The sequence below is a fragment of the Spirillospora sp. NBC_01491 genome, assembly GCF_036227065.1.
In the GTDB taxonomy this organism is placed as follows: domain Bacteria; phylum Actinomycetota; class Actinomycetes; order Streptosporangiales; family Streptosporangiaceae; genus Spirillospora; species Spirillospora xylanilytica.
The window spans coordinates 5,397,797-5,414,850 of record NZ_CP109432.1; the positions used below are offsets into that span (position 1 = coordinate 5,397,797).

Annotated in this window: 15 protein-coding genes; 10 read left to right on the forward strand and 5 right to left on the reverse strand. The window is 73.1% G+C overall.

Features of this window, described 5'->3' with window-relative positions:
- Positions 1 to 22: 22 nt before the first annotated feature.
- Positions 23 to 823 (reverse strand): L,D-transpeptidase, encoded by an 801-nt coding sequence (locus tag OHA34_RS25220; RefSeq protein ID WP_285939155.1) that lies wholly within the window; start codon positions 821 to 823, stop codon positions 23 to 25.
- Between the two features lie 309 nt (positions 824 to 1,132).
- On the opposite strand from OHA34_RS25220, the gene OHA34_RS25225 reads away from it, so the two are divergent.
- From OHA34_RS25225 to OHA34_RS25235, 3 genes are all read left to right on the forward strand, one after another.
- Positions 1,133 to 1,552: an STAS domain-containing protein gene (locus OHA34_RS25225; RefSeq protein WP_329519099.1), complete on the forward strand. Its 420-nt coding sequence runs from the start codon at positions 1,133 to 1,135 to the stop codon at positions 1,550 to 1,552.
- Between the two features lie 112 nt (positions 1,553 to 1,664).
- Positions 1,665 to 2,249 (forward strand): RNA polymerase sigma factor, encoded by a 585-nt coding sequence (locus tag OHA34_RS25230; protein ID WP_285939152.1) that lies wholly within the window; start codon positions 1,665 to 1,667, stop codon positions 2,247 to 2,249.
- The gene (locus OHA34_RS25235) at positions 2,246 to 3,436 is read left to right on the forward strand and encodes a CU044_5270 family protein (protein WP_285939151.1); all 1,191 of its coding nucleotides are present in this window, start codon (positions 2,246 to 2,248) and stop codon (positions 3,434 to 3,436) included. Before OHA34_RS25230 ends, OHA34_RS25235 begins: the two co-directional genes overlap by 4 nt.
- Positions 3,437 to 4,097: 661 nt before the next feature.
- Here the strand turns inward: OHA34_RS25235 and OHA34_RS25240 are convergent.
- A complete protein-coding gene (locus OHA34_RS25240; protein ID WP_329519100.1) occupies positions 4,098 to 5,663 on the reverse strand; it encodes a pentapeptide repeat-containing protein in 1,566 nt (521 codons plus the stop codon).
- 140 nt (positions 5,664 to 5,803) lie between these two features.
- On the opposite strand from OHA34_RS25240, the gene OHA34_RS25245 reads away from it, so the two are divergent.
- From OHA34_RS25245 to OHA34_RS25265, 5 genes are all read left to right on the forward strand, one after another.
- Positions 5,804 to 6,358: a hypothetical protein gene (locus OHA34_RS25245; RefSeq protein ID WP_329519101.1), complete on the forward strand. Its 555-nt coding sequence runs from the start codon at positions 5,804 to 5,806 to the stop codon at positions 6,356 to 6,358.
- Between the two features lie 72 nt (positions 6,359 to 6,430).
- Entirely contained in the window at positions 6,431 to 7,597 is a 1,167-nt protein-coding gene (locus tag OHA34_RS25250) for an acyl-CoA dehydrogenase family protein (RefSeq protein WP_329519102.1), read from the forward strand.
- Positions 7,597 to 8,145, forward strand: a complete 549-nt coding sequence (locus OHA34_RS25255) for a TetR/AcrR family transcriptional regulator (protein ID WP_329519103.1) — start codon at positions 7,597 to 7,599, stop codon at positions 8,143 to 8,145. The genes OHA34_RS25250 and OHA34_RS25255 overlap by 1 nt, the downstream gene beginning before the upstream one ends.
- 120 nt (positions 8,146 to 8,265) lie before the next feature.
- The gene (locus OHA34_RS25260) at positions 8,266 to 10,353 is read left to right on the forward strand and encodes an RNA degradosome polyphosphate kinase (RefSeq protein ID WP_285939145.1); all 2,088 of its coding nucleotides are present in this window, start codon (positions 8,266 to 8,268) and stop codon (positions 10,351 to 10,353) included.
- Positions 10,346 to 11,269 carry an NUDIX hydrolase gene (locus OHA34_RS25265; protein ID WP_329519104.1) on the forward strand — a complete coding sequence of 308 codons (924 nt, stop codon included), beginning with the start codon at positions 10,346 to 10,348 and terminating at the stop codon, positions 11,267 to 11,269. Before OHA34_RS25260 ends, OHA34_RS25265 begins: the two co-directional genes overlap by 8 nt.
- Before the next feature lie 11 nt (positions 11,270 to 11,280).
- Here the strand turns inward: OHA34_RS25265 and OHA34_RS25270 are convergent, their stop codons facing one another.
- The 3 genes from OHA34_RS25270 to OHA34_RS25280 all read right to left on the reverse strand — a co-directional run bounded on the left by OHA34_RS25270 (position 11,281) and on the right by OHA34_RS25280 (position 15,435).
- Positions 11,281 to 12,915 (reverse strand): CYTH and CHAD domain-containing protein, encoded by a 1,635-nt coding sequence (locus OHA34_RS25270; RefSeq protein ID WP_329519105.1) that lies wholly within the window; start codon positions 12,913 to 12,915, stop codon positions 11,281 to 11,283.
- A gap of 132 nt (positions 12,916 to 13,047) precedes the next feature.
- Positions 13,048 to 13,908, reverse strand: coding sequence for an arylamine N-acetyltransferase family protein (locus tag OHA34_RS25275; RefSeq protein ID WP_285939142.1), 861 nt, complete (start codon positions 13,906 to 13,908; stop codon positions 13,048 to 13,050).
- A gap of 111 nt (positions 13,909 to 14,019) precedes the next feature.
- Positions 14,020 to 15,435 carry a sensor histidine kinase gene (locus tag OHA34_RS25280; RefSeq protein WP_329519106.1) on the reverse strand — a complete coding sequence of 472 codons (1,416 nt, stop codon included), beginning with the start codon at positions 15,433 to 15,435 and terminating at the stop codon, positions 14,020 to 14,022.
- Between the two features lie 155 nt (positions 15,436 to 15,590).
- Here OHA34_RS25280 and OHA34_RS25285 point away from each other — a divergent pair, with 155 nt between their 5' ends.
- Positions 15,591 to 16,475, forward strand: coding sequence for an SCO6745 family protein (locus tag OHA34_RS25285; RefSeq protein ID WP_329519107.1), 885 nt, complete (start codon positions 15,591 to 15,593; stop codon positions 16,473 to 16,475).
- Positions 16,476 to 16,535: 60 nt separating this feature from the next.
- Positions 16,536 to 16,934 carry a hypothetical protein gene (locus OHA34_RS25290; protein WP_285939137.1) on the forward strand — a complete coding sequence of 133 codons (399 nt, stop codon included), beginning with the start codon at positions 16,536 to 16,538 and terminating at the stop codon, positions 16,932 to 16,934.
- Positions 16,935 to 17,054 lie beyond the last annotated feature (120 nt).

The window sequence follows — 17,054 nt, forward strand, 5'->3', positions numbered from 1 at the left end:
GATTCGAGCGGCGTGGTGCCGCTCAGCCCTTGATGTATACGAGGCTTCCGAGTGGCACCCGGGACAATTCCCGCAGCGCCTCCGGGGGCACCCGCACGCAGCCGTGCGTGACGGCCCTTCCGAAGACCGACGAGTCGGGCCAGCCGTGCAGGGCCACGGTGCCGGGCCCCCCGCCGAACGAGTCGAGGGTCGCTGAATGGGTGCCGAGCGGGAGGACCAGCGGACTGGGAGTCCGCTTCTCCGGTGCCAGGTTGGCCAGCAGGAACGTCCGTCCGGCCGGGGTCGGGGTGCGTCCGCCGCCGACCGCGACGGACCAGCGGCCCACCTGGTGCCCGGACTTGAGCAGGGTCAGCCGGCGCCGGCCCACCTCGACCTTGACCACGTAGGGCGAGTGCGCGGTGCGCAGCCCCGCGCTCTTGCCGGAGATCCAGCCGCTGGCCTGGTTGGGCTTGCTGGGCAGCAGGACGCGCAGCCAGTCGCCGGAGCGGTCGACGACCGGGACCCAGGTCGGGCCGCGCAGCTGCTGGACGGGGAGCGTGGCGACGGCGCGGCCGTCGGGCCGGTCGAGCACCGGCTCGGCCTTGGCCGGGTGCACGACCAGGCCGTCGGTGCCGGCGGTCGGAGCGTCGTCCCTGGGCACCCCGGTGATGTTGGCGAACGTGGTGGCCTCGGGCGCCCGGGACGTGCCGGACGTCGGGCTCGGGCCCGCGCCGCCGGACTCGGCCCCCTTGGCGGCGGCCTGGTCGGGGGACGAGGAACCGCATCCGCCGAGCAGCAGCACGGCGGCCACCGGAAGCAGCGCGCCGGCGGTGCGGATGCGCACCGGGTGAATCATGAATGCCTCCAAGAGGCGTCATGTCATCCCGATAGGGACATCGGGTGAGGACATTTGAGGTCTCCAACTCGCGGGATATTAGCGGGATCGGAGCCGGCCATGTGGCGAAAGCAGGGAAAGGCGAAGCCTGGTCCCGGGCGATGGGGAGTTATTTGTCATTGACCCGAGAAAATGGCTATCACTGGGGAAGTGTGGTGAATTAGTCGGGTATTGGATGGAGGTGGACGCCGGTCCGACGATGGTTACGCAGAGTGATCGAGGGAAGGGGTGGGGGCGACGCGGGGGGAGTGTCTCTGAATGCTGCGGGAAGCCTTGTACCCGAAGATCGATTCCGTCCACGACGGCTCCGCCGCCCCGGAGCCGTGGCGGATCCTGTACCTGAACGGCGAGCTCGACTGCGCCCAGGCCGAGACGGTCCGCGCCATGGTCGACGAGACGCTGGGACGGCCCCGGCCGGACGGTCCCGGACGCCCGCGGATCGCCCTCGATCTCAGCGGCGTGTCGTTCTGCGACTCGTACGGGCTGTCCGTCCTGGTCTACGCGGCGAAGCGGGTCCGGAGCCGCGGCGGCGTGCTGCTGCTGGCCGGCGCGTCCAGCCAGGTCCGCGCGCTCATCGAGCGCTGCGGGCTGCAACGCCTGCTGACGCTGGCCCCGGATCCCGGCGACGGGTCCGCCGCCGGTTCCGGCCCCGATCCGGGCGCCGTTCCCGGTAGCTGATCGCCCCCGGCCGCCGGCCGGCCGTCCGGTACGTGAGATCCGTCGGTAACGATGGGGCTGTTCGTGCCACTTCCTGGTGATGGATGGACCGGGACGGACGGAGGAGCAGCCGGTGGCAGATCAAGCCCCCGATGAGAAGCGCTTCACCGCGATCTACGACGACTGTCGGCAGCGCGTGTGGGCGTATGCCGTCAGCCGCGCCGGACGGCAGGTCGCGGACGAGGTGGTGAGCGAGACCTTCGCGGTCGCGTGGCGGAGGCGGCGCGATGTGCCGGACCCGGCGCTGCCGTGGCTGCTCGGCGTGGCCCGCAATGTGCTGCGCGACGACCACAAGGCCGAGACGAGGCGGGCGGCCTTCACGGCGGAGCTGGCCCGCTGGGCGCCGCCGCCCCCGGGCGACGTCGCCGAAGAGGTGGCCGAGCGGCTCGCAGTGCTGCGCGCCATGGCGGCGCTGCCTGAGGGCGACAGGGAGATCCTGATCCTCGTCGCCTGGCAGGGGCTGACGCCGCGCCAGGCCGCCCGCGTCGTCGGATGCTCGCCCGCCGCGCTGCGGGTGCGGCTGCACCGGGCGCGGCGCCGGCTCGTGCGGGCCGCGGAGGGGGATCCGACGAACGCGGTCGGCCCCGTGGCGGTCGGTGCAGTGGCGCCGCCTCCCGTCCGCCCCCAGGTGGGGATCACGAGTAAGGAGATGTCATGAGTGGTGACGTGCTGCGCATCCTGGCGGAGGCTCGTCCGGCGGAACTGCACCCCGACGCGCAGGTGGACGGGGCGATCCGTGAGGCCGAACTGGCGCGGGCGATGGCCGCCGGCTCCGGTCCGGAGCGGGAGCGTGGCCGGGGCGCCGTGCAAGAGCGGCGGCGGTTCCGGCCCGTATGGGGGCTGAGCTTGGCGGGCGCGGCGACCGCGGCTGCGGTGGCGGCGGCGGTCGTCGTCGCGCCGGGCGGCGGGTCGGAAGGCGCGCACCCCGGCTCCGGGACGGCGGCGGGCGGCGACCAGGCCGGCGTGACGCTGAACGCGAACACCGTGCTGCTCGCAGCCGCGGACAAGGCGGAAGGGCAGCCGGAACAGGCCCGCGCTTTCTGGCACCACAAGACCGTCATCCGCCAATCGTTCCTGGTGGACGCACCCTCCGGCCCGTACACGGTCATCGCGTTGAGCAGCGAGGAGGAATGGGTGCCGGGCAAGCCCGGGGGGAAGCAGCGGGTCAGGCAGCAGGACCTCGGCGCGAAGCCGGCCCGCCCCGCTGACGTGGCCGCGTGGAAGCGCGCCGGATCACCCGGCACCTTCAAAGTGCGCGTCCCCGTTTCTCCCAAGCTGAAGGCGGTGAAAACGGCGGAGTTCAAGGTCGCGCAGGGATCGCCGTCGCTCAGAAATGCGACGGTGCCCGCCGACGGCAAGCTGTACTGGCTCGGACGCAACGTCAGCATGAAGCAGTTGCGCGCGCTTCCCACCGATCCGGCGCGGCTCAAGGCCGAGCTGCTGCGCTGGTACAGCGGGCACGACACCGAGTCGTCGAGCGTGCCGATGAAGTCCGACGCCTGGCTGGTCGTGGTCGCGGGGAGCCTGGTCAACGGATCCCTGCCGGTCACGCCTGGGGTGCGGGCAGGGGCCTTCAGGATGCTGGCCGGGCTCGGCTCGGTGCGGGCGATCGGCAAGGTGCGCGACGCGCAGGGCCGGTCCGGGACGGCCATCGCCACCACCGAGCGCACGCCCAACGGGGTGCTGGAGCAGCGACTGATCATCGATCCGGCGACCGGGAACGCGCTGGCCCACGAGACGATCGTGGTCAAGCCGGCCGGGGTCTACGCGCACCTGCCCGCGGGGGCGCTGTTGGGTTCGGCGGCGACCATCGCCAACGACTGGACCGACTCGATGCCCGGATGAGCGGCCGGCGGCCGGAATAGGGGCCGCGGAGGGAATGGGACGGTCCCCGCGCGTGATCGGGGACCGTCCCGCCTTTGTGCGGGCCGGATGGATGGAGTCAGGCGCTCCGCTGGGTGGAGCGCTTGGCGGCGTTTTGTGCCGTACGTCGTTGGTTCGCGGCAAGGCGGGCACGGTCGAGGCTGTCGCGGACGCGCGCGGCGCCGCGCATGGCGGTCGCGGTGTCCTTGGAACGGCCCGCGTAAACGGCGAGCACTTCGGCGACGGGTGGGGGAGTCCATTCCTCGCGGAGGACCATGGTCGGTGCGGGAGTGGCGACGGGGTTCGCGGCGCGGCCCGTGGCGGGAGCCGGAGTCGGGGCAGGGCCGGGGGATTGGGCGGGGGCCGGAGTAGGGGTCGCCTTTGCGGGGGGCATCGGGTCTGTTCCGGGGATTGGGCGGGGGGCCGTGGTGGGGGCTTCGGGTGGGTTTGTGGCGGCGGCGTTATTGGCGGCGGCGGAGGGGAGGGGGACGAGCGCGAGATGGGTGCGGCAGTGCGGGCACTGCAACCCTCGATGGATGTCTCTGCTCATAACAAGGATCATTACCCGCGGGTCTGACAAAATGACCCTCGCCTTTTCGCCGGCCGGTTCGGGGGCGTCCTAAGGCGTGGCGCCGGAGCGGCTCTAAGGCGTGGTGCCGTCCTGTGCGGGTGCGTGGGCCCGGACATGGCCGCGGACATGTGCGCGGACGAGATCATGGGTGTGCATATGAGTCCCGGGGTGGGCGGCGACCGGATTCCGCCCGCTCCGCGCGATGGTGACCGTGCCGCAGACGAGGACCGCGACGACCGCGAGCCAGACGAACAGCCGTCCCGTCCGGAGCCCGTACCCGCAGGTGATCCAGAGCAGGTGCAGGCCCCAGCGGCGCCACTGGACGGGCTCCGCGCGCCGGTGCATCTCCAGGGCGCAGTAGCGGAAGTCGCGTGCCAGTCCGCCGTCGGAATCGGCGGTCGCCTGGGCGAGCTGCCGGTAGAGGGTCTCCAGTCGCGCGGCGCCCACGGGGTCTTCCAGAGGGCCGTGCAGCGGGACGCGGGTGCCGGGGTCCTCCGCCAGTACGGCGCGGCTCTTAGGGGCCCGCCACGGGAGCCACCGGCGCGTGCGCGGGGTGGTGGCGAACGAGCAGCCCTCGACGATGCGGAGATGGTCGGGGCGCTGCAACCCGATGAATTGGCATCGGCTCAGGTCGACGTCTGCGAGGTCGAGTCGTTCCGCCGTCACCCCGCGCAGGGAGTTGACCCGTACGGTGTCGTCGCCGTCCCAGGACGCCGGTTCGGGGAGCCCCTGGAAGGGGTGCGTGTGCGGACGGACTCGTACGGCGCCCTTGAACGACGAGTTCTCCAGGTCGAGTTCGGTGTGGCGCAACTTGAACTCCGCAGCGGCCCGTACCGTCATGGCCTGCGCGGTGACCTCCAGTGCGGCGGCGTCGACGCGGAGGCCGCCGTGCGCGTGGACGTGCGCCAGGTCGATGCGCCGGGCGACGAGCGGGCCGAGCCACAGGTCGTGGCGGAACCGGGTGCGTTCGAACCGCAGGTGCCTGGTGACCTGGACCCGGCGGAACGACACCGCTCCGCCGAAGCAGACGGCCTGCATCCCCGCGTCCCGTCCGAACCGGGCCCTGTCGAAGCAGGCCGCGCCCATGAAGACCGCGTGCGCGAACGAGGCGTCGGCGTGCCAGGCGGCCTCGCCGAACAGCGCGTCCCCCGCGAAGACGGTCTCCTCGAACGAGGCGTGCCGGTGGAAGCGGGCGCCGTGGAACGTCGCGTTGCCCGCGAACCGCGCGCCCCGGAAGGACACGTTGCCGAAGAAGCGCACGTCGAAGAACGAGGCGCCGCCGATGAAGCACGCCCCGTCGAACGAGCTGTCGCCCTCGAAGCACGCGGCGCGCAGCGGGGCGTCGGCGTGCACGACGGCGCCGTCGAAGCGGGCGCGTCCCAGATGGGGGCGCTTGTCAGGGCCGGTGACCGCGTCCAGCAGCGCCGCCAGCAGCCCGGGGGGCACGGTGGCGCCGCGCAGGTCCAGCTCGGCCCCCGGCCGCAGCCCGCCGAGGAACCGTTCGAGCTGCTCGGGCCGCAGATGGGCCGGGCAGGCGTCGTACGGCCCGGCGGTCCGGCCCGTGCAGCCGTACACGACGGAGCAGCGCGGCCAGAGCACCGCGGGCGAGGAGGACGGGGCACGCTCGTGTGGGGTCACGGTCTCGTTGTACCCACCGCTCGTACCGGCGTGAATCCCCCATAGAGGTCAGTTCGTTACTCCCTGCGGCCATTCCAGGGAGTTTCGGGCCGTATATGGCCGTTCCCGGCCTTTCCCTGGCGTTCGCCTAGGGTGTGCGCATGGTGGACGGCAGCCGGTGGCTCGCGGACGTCGACGCGCATCCGGGGGAGGCCCGGGGCCTCGCCCGGCGGGTCCTCGGCCGGCTCACCGCCGCGGGGATCGTGATGGGAGATCCGACCGAGTGCGTCCTCGGCGACGTGTCCGGCGGGTACGCGCCCGGCCCGGCCCACCTGTCGGTCGTCTGCGGCGGCCCCGGCGGATTCCCGGACGTCTGGCCGAACGGGCTGGAGATCGACGTCGGCCGCACCGCGTTCTACGGGCCGATCGGCGAGGGCGACCGGGTGGCCTGCCCCCACTGTGCCGCCTGGCTGCCGTTCGAGGCGGTGGCGCCGGTGGTCGGCGACTGGGCGGACGAGGGCGGCCCGGGGGCGCTGGCGTGCGCCCGCTGCGCGCGGCGGGCGGGGTTCAACGAGTGGTGCTGGCCGGTGCCGTGTGCGTTCGCCGAGCTGGGCCTGCGGTTCTGGAACTGGCCGCCGCTGTCGGAGGCGTTCGTGCGGGATCTGGCCGGCTGCCTCGGGCACCGGCTGGTCGCGGGCCGGTCCGGCTCCCTCTAGCCTCCCCCTCCGAACCCTTCCCGCCGTGGACCCCTGGGCACGGACCATACCTAGGAGTATTGTCTCCGTACCATGGAGTATGGAGAGGCCCTGCTGGGCCGCGCCCGGGACCTCGCGCCGGTGCTCGCCGACCGCGCCAGGAACGCCGAGGACGCCCGCCGCCTGCCGGACGAGACCGTCGCCGACCTGGCCGGGGCCGGGCTGCTCGACGTCCTGGTGCCGCGTTCCCTGGGCGGTGCCGGGCTCGGCCTGGACGCCCTCGTCGGCGCCTGCCGGGAGATCGGCCGGGGCTGCACCTCCACCGGCTGGGTCACGGCCGTCTACGCGCTGCACAACTGGATGCTCGCGCTGTTCCCCGAGCAGGCGCGCCGCGAGGTGTTCGCGGACCGTCCCTACACGTTCGCGCCGTGCACGCTCGCGCCCACCGGCACCGCCGAGCCGGTGGACGGCGGCCACCGGGTTACCGGCCGCTGGTCCTGGGGCAGCGGCGCCCCGCACGCCGAGTGGGTCATGGTCGACGCCATCGTCGCGGCGGGCGAGACCGTCGAGCCGCGGATCTTCCTGATCCCGCGCGAGGACGTCACCGTGCACGACGTCTGGCACACCAGCGGGATGCGCGGCACCGGCAGCAACGACCTGGAGGTGACCGACCGCTTCGTCCCCGCGCACCGGTCCGTCCCGCTACGCGACTTCGTCAAGGGGACGACCCCTGGGGCGGACGACCATGCCGAGCCGGCGGCGCGCTGGCCGATGGTGCCCGTCCTGGTCCTGGCCGGTGCGGCACCCGTGCTGGGGGCGGCCGAAGGGACGCTCGCCCGGTTTCGCGACCGTCTACAGGAGCGCGTCATCGCCTATACGGGAGCGCGGCAGCGTGACCTGATGAGCGGCCAGATGCGCCTGGCCAAGAGCACCGCCGACCTGGCCGCCGCGCGCCTGCTGCTGGACGACGCCGTCGCCCGACTGGACGGAACGTACGCGTCGGGCGGCCGGTTCGGGCTTCCCGACCGCGCGTGGGTGCGGCTCACCGGGGGGCACGTCGTCGGCACCGCCCGGACGGCCGTCAACGAGCTGTGCGCGGCGGGCGGGGCGAGCATCCAGTTCCTGGACTCGCCGCTCCAGCGGGCCCAGCGCGACATCAACACCATCTCGGGCCACGTCGTGTTCGATCTGGACGCCACCTACGGGCTGTTCGGGAAGGTCGACCTCGGCGTGGACCCGGATCCGACAACATTGGTCTGATGAGCACGAAGCGGACCACCCGCCGCGACTGGGTCGAGGCGGCCTACGACGAGCTGGTGCGGAGCGGCGAGCGCGGTATCGCGATCAACGGGCTGGCCGCCCGGCTCGGCGTGACCAAGGGCAGCTTCTACTGGCATTTCGACGATCGGGCCGACCTCGTCCAGGCGATCCTCGACCGCTGGGGGAACGAGCGGACCGACGAGATGCTGGGGCTGCGGCTCGGCAGCACCGCCGACCCGCGCGAACGGCTCCGCCGCGTCCAGGCGCTCGCGCGCGAGGTCGCGCCGATCGACCGGGCCATGCGGCTGTGGGCCCAGCACGACGAGCAGGTGGCGGACGCGGTGCGGCGGGCCGACCGGAGCCTGCTGCGGCACGTTGGGGAGTGCCTGGGCGGCCTCGGGTTCGGCCCCGCCGACGCGGTGCTGCGCGGGCACCTCATGCTCCGCGTCTGGGTGGGCGGGTACCTGGTGGACGCGCAGGACGGCGCCGCCGCCGACGACCACGAGGCCGTGCTGAGCCTGCTCCTCCAGCCGACCCGGCCGGTCTGACCGGACGACCCGGCCCGCGTGTGATCAACAGGAACCCCGGGCATGATCGGACGTATCTGACTCTTGGGTAGAACACGCCCGTTGGTCGTCCGTTCATCTCGGTCGGGGAATATCGCGACTATGACCGTCAATCCGGGACATATCCCTCGCAATGCGGAGGCACTGCCCGACGACCGGTTCCTGGACCGGGAGGAGAGCTGGCTCCGGTTCAACCAGCGCGTCCTGGAGCTCGCCGAGGATCCCGGCCTGCCGCTGCTGGAGCGGGTCCGGTTCCTGTCGATCTTCGCGAGCAACCTCGACGAGTTCTTCATGGTGCGCGTCGCCGGCCTCGCCCGCCGGATGGCGACCGGCCTGGCCGTCCAGTCCGCCAGCGGGCGGCAGCCCCGCGAGGTGCTGGAGCGCACCGCCGAGGTCGCGCACGAGCTGATGCAGGGGCACGCCGCCTGCTTCCGCGGCGACGTCCTGCCCGCCCTCGCCGAGGAGGGCATCGGCATCCTGCGCTGGGACGACCTCGCCGAGACCGAGCAGGAGCGGCTGCGCCGGCTGTTCCGCGACCGGATCTACCCGGTGCTGACCCCGCTGGTGGTCGACTCCGCGCATCCCTTCCCCTACATCTCCGGGCTGTCGCTCAACCTCGCGGTGATCGTCCGCGATCCGGAGACCGAGGCGACGATGTTCGCCCGGGTCAAGGTGCCGCCGCTGCTGCCCCGGTTCATCGAGGCCTCCTCCGACCGGTTCACCCCGCTGGAGGACGTGATCGCGGCGCACCTCGGCCAGCTCTTCGTCGGGATGGAGGTGGTCGAGCACCACGCGTTCCGGGTCACCCGCAACCAGGACCTGGAGATCGACGACGACATCAGCGAGGGCCTGCTCCAGGCGCTCGAACGCGAGCTGCTGCGCCGCCGGTTCGGCCCGGTGGTCCGGCTGGAGGTCGAGGACTCCATCTCCCCGGGCGTCCTGGAGCTGCTCACCACCGAGCTCGCCATCGACGGACGGCAGATCTACCGGGTGGTCGGGCCGCTCGACCTGGCCGGGCTGACCGCCATCGCCGACCTGGACCGCCCGGAGCTGAAGTACCCCCCTTTCGTCCCGTCCAAGGAGTCGATCCCGGCGGATGCGAGCATCTTCGCGGCGATCCGTGAGCGCGACGTGCTCGTCCACCACCCCTACGACTCCTTCACCACCACCGTGCAGCGGCTGGTCGAGGACGCCGCCGCCGACCCGCGGGTGCTGGCGATCAAGCAGACGCTCTACCGCACCAGCGGCGACTCGCCGATCGTCGACGCGCTGATCGACGCCGCCGAGGCCGGCAAGCAGGTCGTGGTGGTGGTCGAGCTCAAGGCCCGGTTCGACGAGCGCGCCAACATCGCGTGGGCGCGCAAGCTGGAGCACGCCGGCTGCCACGTCGTGTACGGGTTCGTGGGGCTCAAGACGCACTGCAAGCTCGCCATGGTCGTCCGGCAGGACGCCGACGGCGTGCTGCGCCGCTACTGCCACATCGGCACCGGCAACTACCACCCCAAGACGGCCCGGCAGTACGAGGACTTCGGCCTGCTCACCGCCGACACCCAGGTCGGCGAGGACGTCAGCGCCCTGTTCAACCACCTGACCGGCTACTCCCGGCAGAACTCCTACCAGCGGCTGCTGGTGGCGCCCAACAGCCTGCGCTCCGGCCTGGTGCAGCGGATCGAGCGCGAGATCGACGGCCGCCGCGCGGGCCGTCCGGCCCGGATCCGGGTGAAGTGCAACTCGCTGGTCGACGAGGTCGTCGTCGACGCGCTCTACCGCGCGTCGCGCGCGGGCGTGCCGGTGGACGTGTGGGTCCGCGGGATCTGCGCGCTGCGGCCGGGCGTCCCGGGCCTGTCGGAGACGATCCGGGTGCGCAGCGTCCTCGGCCGCTTCCTGGAGCACTCCCGGGTGTTCACGTTCGAGAACGGCGGCGATCCCGAGGTGTGGCTCGGCAGCGCCGACCTGATGCACCGCAACCTGGACCGCCGGGTGGAGGCCCTGGTCACCGTGACCGACCGGGCGCAGCGCGCCGACCTGATCGACCTGATCGACCTGGCCATGGACGAGGGCACCCAGGCGTGGTGCCTGGCCGCCGACGGAGCCTGGACGCGCCGTCCCCGGGCGGGCGGTGACGGGGCGGCGCGCGACATCCAGAGCCACCTGGTGAAGACGCGGCGCTGGCGGACCGTCGATGGCTGACCCGCCGCCGCCGCGCGCCCCGGACACGATCGTCCGGGCGGCGGGCGCGGTGCTGTGGCGGGACGGCGCCAGGGGGCCCGAGGTCGCGCTCGTCCACCGTCCCAGGTACGACGACTGGTCCTTCCCCAAGGGCAAGCTCGTGCAGGACGAGCACGTCGTGCTGGCCGCGGTGCGCGAGGTGGAGGAGGAGACCGGGGTGCCGACCCGGCTCGGCCGCCGCCTGCCCACCAGCACCTATCCGAAGGACGACCGGCTCAAGCGGGTCGACTACTGGTCGGCGCGCGGCGCCGTCGCCGCAGGGCCCGCGTTCACGCCGAACAGCGAGGTGGACGAGCTCGCCTGGCTCCCGGTGCCGGACGCCGCCGGACGGCTCACCTACCCGCACGACGCCGGCCTGCTGAGCGCGTTCGCCGCGGGCCCGCTCCGCACCCGCCCGCTGGTGATCGTCCGGCATGGCTCGGCGGGCGAGAAGGCCCGGTGGGGGGACGCCGACGAGCTCCGCCCGCTCGACGAGCGGGGCCGCACCGAGGCGTCCGGGCTGGCCGCGGTGCTCGCCGCGTTCGGCCCGGCGCGGGTGATCAGCTCGGCGACCGTGCGCTGCCTCGGCACCGTTCTGCCGTACGCGCGGCTGATCTGCGCCGGCGTCGTCGCCGACCGCGCGTTCACCATCGGCGAGACCGCCCCGGACCGCGCTCGCGCGCGGCTGCTCGACCTGGTCGCGGACGGCGCCCCGGCCCTCGTCTGCACCCACGGTGAGATCGTCGCCGAGCTCGTCACCGCGCTGTGCGGCCAGTCGGGCGAGGAGGTCCCCGAGGACCCGGGCCTGCGCAAGGGCGAGTTCTGGGTCGCGCACCTGGCGTTCGAGGACGGCAGGGTCGCCGCCCTCGAACGCCACGCGCCGCCCGCCGCCCTCTGAGACCGGCGGCTCTAGAAGGACGGGGCGGAGACCTGTGCCCAGGTGCTCGCCAAGCGGTCGCGCGCGGATTCGGCTTCGCCGTGCTCCAGCCCGTACAGGACACCGAGGGTGAACGCCTCGGCGGCCCCGCGGGCTCGGCCGACCGAGGCGCTGAGACGTTCCATCGCGATGACACCGTCCTGGTAGCCGCCGAGTACTTCCTGAATCCGCTTGGCGTTCTTGACCGTTTCCTCCGCGGGCTTGCCCAGGACGGGGGCCGCCAGTTCCGCCGCGTAGCGGGCGCGCTTGGCCGCCTTGCGGGTTTCGTGCCGTGCCGTAGCGGCGTCCTCTGCGTCCTCGATGGTCGAGTACGCCTTCTCCAGCCGCGTCCACGACCGGGTGACCAGTCCTGGCAGCTCCTTGGCGGCCGTGCGGCCGGACCGTTTTGTGAGCGGCGGGTCGGTGACGAGCGATTCCACGGCGTCCAGTAGGGCGAAGTAGCGCGGTTCCTTCAGCGCGGAGTTCAGGCGGCGGTACGCGCTCCGCTCCTGGCGGGCGATGTCCTCCATCCAGGCGAGGGGGGCCGCCGCACCGGCCCCGCCCGGTCCGTCGGGCTCGCCGGGGCCGTCCGGCCCGTCCGGCCCGTCCGGCCCGTCCGCTTTCCGGAGGGCTTCGAGGCGCCGGGTGAGCCGCATCCGCAGCACCTCCAGGTCGCGGACCTCGCCGAGCACCCCGGCCAGCCACTTCAGCTCGGGCCGCAGCGGATCGGTGACGCCGCGGTCCAGGACGGGCCGGTAGGTCTGCAACGCGCTGCGGATGCGGCGGACCGCGACCCGCATCCGGTGCACCGCGTCGTCCTCGGCCAGCCGCGCCCCCGGATCGTGCTTCAGCACCGCCTCCACCTGCGCCGCCAGGTAGGCGTTCACCGCGTCGCCCGCGCTCGGCACGGCCTCCTGGACCCGGGCGCGGGCCACCGCGCGGGCCCGCGCCGCGGCGCTGGGCTCGATCGACCCGCCGAGCAGCCGGCCCAGCTTCGAGGACGATCCGGCGCGCCCGGCCCCGGCCTTGGCCAGCCGTTTGCCGGCCGCCTTCAGCAGCGCCGGAGGACCGGCGACCAGCTCGACCTCGATCTCACGCCACATCTCGGCGGGCGCCCGGGGAGGCGTGCCGAGGGGGTCGGCAGGCGGTGCCGGGCCCGGCTCGGGGCCCGGCCGGACGGTGCCGCGCAGGTCCCGGCCCGTGACCGTGTCGTCGGCGATCTCGGCGAGCGTCTCGCCCGCCTCGTCCAGCAGCCGGATCACCGTCCGCCCGGTCTCCAGCGTCGCCACCGGGGCCAGCGCCGCGCCGCGCGTGTAGGCGGCGACCACCGACGCGAGCTGGGACGGGACGATCCGCGCCCGGCCGAGCGGCGCCCGCAGCTCCTGCTTGCTGTCCGGGCCGACAGGCGTCTTCAGGTGCCATCCGGCGTCGGCGCCGCCGCGCCGGCGCCGCAGCGTGATGCCGTGCGCCGCCAGCCGGAGGTCCCCGGTGTCGAAATAGGTCGCGTGCAGACGGTGGGCCTCGGGGGCGGAGAGCGCGGCGACCCCGGAGAGACCAGACAGATCGGGCAGTTCGAAGTCGGCGGCGGCGTCGTACTTGCGCTCGATCTCCAGATGCTTCTCGGCCACGATCGGGCTCCTCAATCGTCGACAGCGCGGGAGCACACCCCTATGACCAGCATTCCACGCCGGGTTGAACGACGACAGGACCGATACCGAACGATGCCCCGCGCCCCTGGCGGACCCTCCGGCGGCGTGGGGTCAGCGGTCGTCGGACAGGTCGTCTGTGAGGCGGGCCGCGTCGGCGGGGGCCAGCGTGATGCCGAACGTCTCGTCCAATAGGGGCGGGACCTCGGCCGGCCCGACGACGCGCATATCGGACTTGCCGTTCGGGCGGGTGGTCGTCAGCGACGTCCCGTCGAGTTGGTAGTGCGCCTCGACCGTGAACCGCTGCGCGAACGGCCGCGTCGTGAACGGCGACCGCGGGTGCGTCGAGACGTAGTGGCTGAGCACTTCGAAGTCGAGCCGGTACACGGGGGCGAGCTGGAAGGTGTGCCGCTCCGTCCAGCCGTCAGGCCCGTGCTGGACGAGTGCCCATTCCTGGACGCCCGGCATCCCGCTCTTGGCGTCGGTGCGCTTCTCCAGACGGAAGCCCCATCCGTCCTGCACGACCTCGTTCCCGTCGGCGAACAGGATCGGCTCCAGCGGGCCGCGCCCGAACCCGACGTCGCAGATCCACTGGTCTCCGTCCGCCTCGACGAGCAGCAGTGCGTGCGTCGTGGGACGGAGCTTGTCGGAGCCCATCGTGACGCGTCCGACCAGTGCGGTGAACGCGAACCCGAGCCGTTCCAGGGCGGCGGCGAACAGCGCGGTCTGCTCGAAGCAGTAGCCGCCGCGGCGGTCCAGCACCAGCTTCCGTTGCAGGTTGTCGATCCCGAAGACGATGGGCCGGTCGAGCATGATTTCGAGATTCTCGAACGGGATCGATGTGACGTGTCCCCGTTGCACGGCGCGGAGTGTGCGGGCGGTGGGGGCGGGATCACCGGCGAAACCGATCCGCGTCAGGTAGGCGTCCAGGTTCAGTAGGTCTCCCTGCCAGCCGAGCGCGGGGTCGTTCGCCATGCTTCCTCCAAGGGGGACCTCGTCCGTCACCAGGGATGACAACGCCCTCGCCCTGGTCATTCCCCAGTGGCGTCAGCAGAGCTCAGCTCGCGCCCGCGCGCGTACTCCGCCTCACCGGACGAGTGTGGCCCCCGGCGGCGCCAGCGGCAGGCGCAGCACGAACCGCGCGCCCACCGGGCTGTCGGCGATCCGCAGCGTCCCGCCGTAGATCTCCGCGATCTCCCGGGCGATCGGGAGGCCCAGCCCCGTCCCGGCCGGATCCCGGCGCCGCGACTCGGGCAGCCGCGCGAACCGCTCGAAGACCCGCTCCCGGGCCTCCTCCGGGACGCCCGCGCCGTCGTCGACGACCTCCAGGACCGCCTCGCCCTCCTCGACGCCGACCGCCACGCCGATGCCCGACTCGGCGTGGCGTTCGGCGTTCCCCAGCAGGTTGCCGAGCACCCGCGCCAGCCGGACGGGGTTGGCCTCGACGACCGCCCCCTCGCCCAGCCGCGGCGTGATCGGCACCGCGGCCGGCCGCCGGTCGATCTCGCGCCGGGCCAGCGCGGCCAGGTCGACCCGCTCCATCGGCGCCGGGGCCCGGGAGTCGAGCCGGGAGAGTTCGAGCAGGTCGGCCACGATGTCGTTCAGCCGCTCGGTGTCGCGCAGCGCCTCGCGGGTCATCGCGCGCCAGTCGTACCCCTCGGGCTCGTCGAGCGCGACCTCCAGGCGGGTGTGCAGCCCGGCGATCGGGTTGCGCAGGTCGTGCGAGGCGTCGGACACGAACCGGCGCTCCCGCCCCGTCGCCTCCTCCAGCCGCTCCAGCGTGTCGTTCACCGTCTCCGCCAGATGCTGGATCTCACCACCGGTGTCCGGCACCGGCACCCGGCGGCCGAGCCCGGCGGCGCTGATCCCGGCCATCTCCGCCCGGATCGCCTCCACCGGCGCGAGCGTCCGCCCGACCGTCCGCCACGTCCACCACCCGATCAGCCCCAGCAGCAACGCGAGGATCAGCAGCGCCCACAGCGTCACCGGCCATGTGCCCGCCAGCGTCGGCAGCGGCTCCGCCGCGTACAGCATCACCTGAGGGCCGTACGGTGAATCCGGCATCCGCAGGCCGAACACCCACGCACAGTCGTCCAGGAACGCGGGGCACGTCTTCCGGTCGATGAGGAGCTGGTTCCGGTTGAGGGACGGCGCTGCCAGTGCCGGTAGCCCCTGCGCGTCGGCACTGGCGGCCAGCACCGTCTGGTCGTTCCGGACGATCTGGACCAGGTTCGCCTCGTCCTCCCTCGGGACGATCGGGACCGTCGCGTCCGTCCGCGCGATGTCGTAGCCGATCCGCTCGACGGTCTTCTCCACCCGGTCCGCGACCACGTTCTCCGCCGCGTCCTGCGCCAGCATCCCCGCCAACGCCAGGCACACGTCCAGGATCAGCGCCGACACCACCACGGTCACCACGGTCGCCCGGCCGCGGATCGAGTAGAGCAGCCTCGACCGCCAGTGCCGGAACCACCGCCCCGCCCTGCCCGCCCTCGTGGTCGCCACAGTCCCGTCCGTCACGATCGGTGATCTCTCGAACCCCCAGCGTAGACGCTCGGCGGTCGGCGCCCCGCGCACGCGGCCCGCCGGACCGCGATCCCTTCTCGTGTCGGCGTAATGTCCAAGTCTGTGACTCCGCCGGAACGACGAACGGAATGGACATGACCGAGGACCCCGGCCTGGCCCGGCAGATGTGGCACCAGCTCGAACCGATCAACGCGCTGTTCTGGTATTCGAAGGAGATGTTCGACGAGGCCGGGGCGCTCGGTTATGCCCCGGACGACCGCTGGTCGAGCTATTTCGCCTGGCGGGCCGCGCCGCTCGGCCCGGTGGGCGCGACGCAGGTCGCCTCCGCCTTCCACAGCTTCAGCCCCCGGACGGTCGCCGCGCACTTCCCCGCCGCCTGGGCGGTGGCCTCGCCGGAACGCGTCCTGGAGGCCAGGACCCGGATCGTCGACCGGATGTACCGCGCCCTCCTCGGCGAGGACGGGCTCGCCGACCCGGGGCTCGCCGAGGCCGCGGACCTCCTCCGCGCGGCGGTCGACGCCGCCGACTTCGCCGGTCGCCCGCTGGCCGCGGCCAACGCGGGCCTGCTCTGGCCGGACGAGCCGCACCTGGTCCTGTGGCAGGCCAGCACGATCCTGCGCGAGCACCGCGGCGACGGCCACATCGCCGCCCTGCTCACCGCCGGCCTCGATCCGGTCGAGTCGCTGGTGTCGTTCGCGGCGGCCGGGGCCGCACCGGTCGAGACGTTCGCCAGCCGGGGCTGGACCGACGAGGAGTGGAACGCCGGCCGCGACCGCCTCGTCGCCCGCGGCCTGCTCGCCGCCGACGGGACCGTGACCGAGGGCGGGCGCGAGCTGCGCGACTCGATCGAGCGGATCACCGACGACCTCGCCTACTCGCCGTGGCGCGCGCTCGGCGCCGGGAAGGCCGCCCGCCTGTCGGAGCTCACGATGCCGCTGCTGGTGGCCGTCCTGAAGACGGGCCTGTTGCCGGGCAGCAACACCCTCGGCATCGGGAAGATCCAGGCGCCGCCGCGCTGACGACCCGCCGGTCCGTCAGGATGTCTTGACGTCAGGCTCCCTTGACGGGATGCTGGCGCCATGACTCCTGACGAGCTGGAACGACGATTCACCCTGCTGACCGCCGCCGCCCGCTACGACACGCTGCGCCTGCGCGACGCGCTCGCGTCCGCGGACGGCGGTGACGAGTCGGAGCCCGATGCCGGGCTGACCCGGAACGAGGCCCTGGAACTGCTCGGCCTGGGCGAGGTGATCGCCCGCAAGGCCGGCTACGGCCGCCAGCTCACCGTGCGGTCGGCCCGCAGGGCCGGGGCCTCGTGGTCGGAGATCGGCGCGGCCCTCGGCACCAGCAAGCAGGCCGCCTGGGAGACCCACAACCGCTGGATCGACGGCCAGGGCGAGCAGCGTCCGGGCCACTGGGGCCTGGACGAGAAGGAACTCAAGGCCGCCCGCAGGCTCGCCGGTGAAAAGGGCAAATAGCCTCGTCCCCGAGTTGTCGGGACGAACACTGTTCGTTACGCTGGGACCACTCTGAACCGGTGCTCCCCAGAAGTACGCCGCAGAACGGGAGCCCCCACCCGCACGGGTGATGGAGCGGGC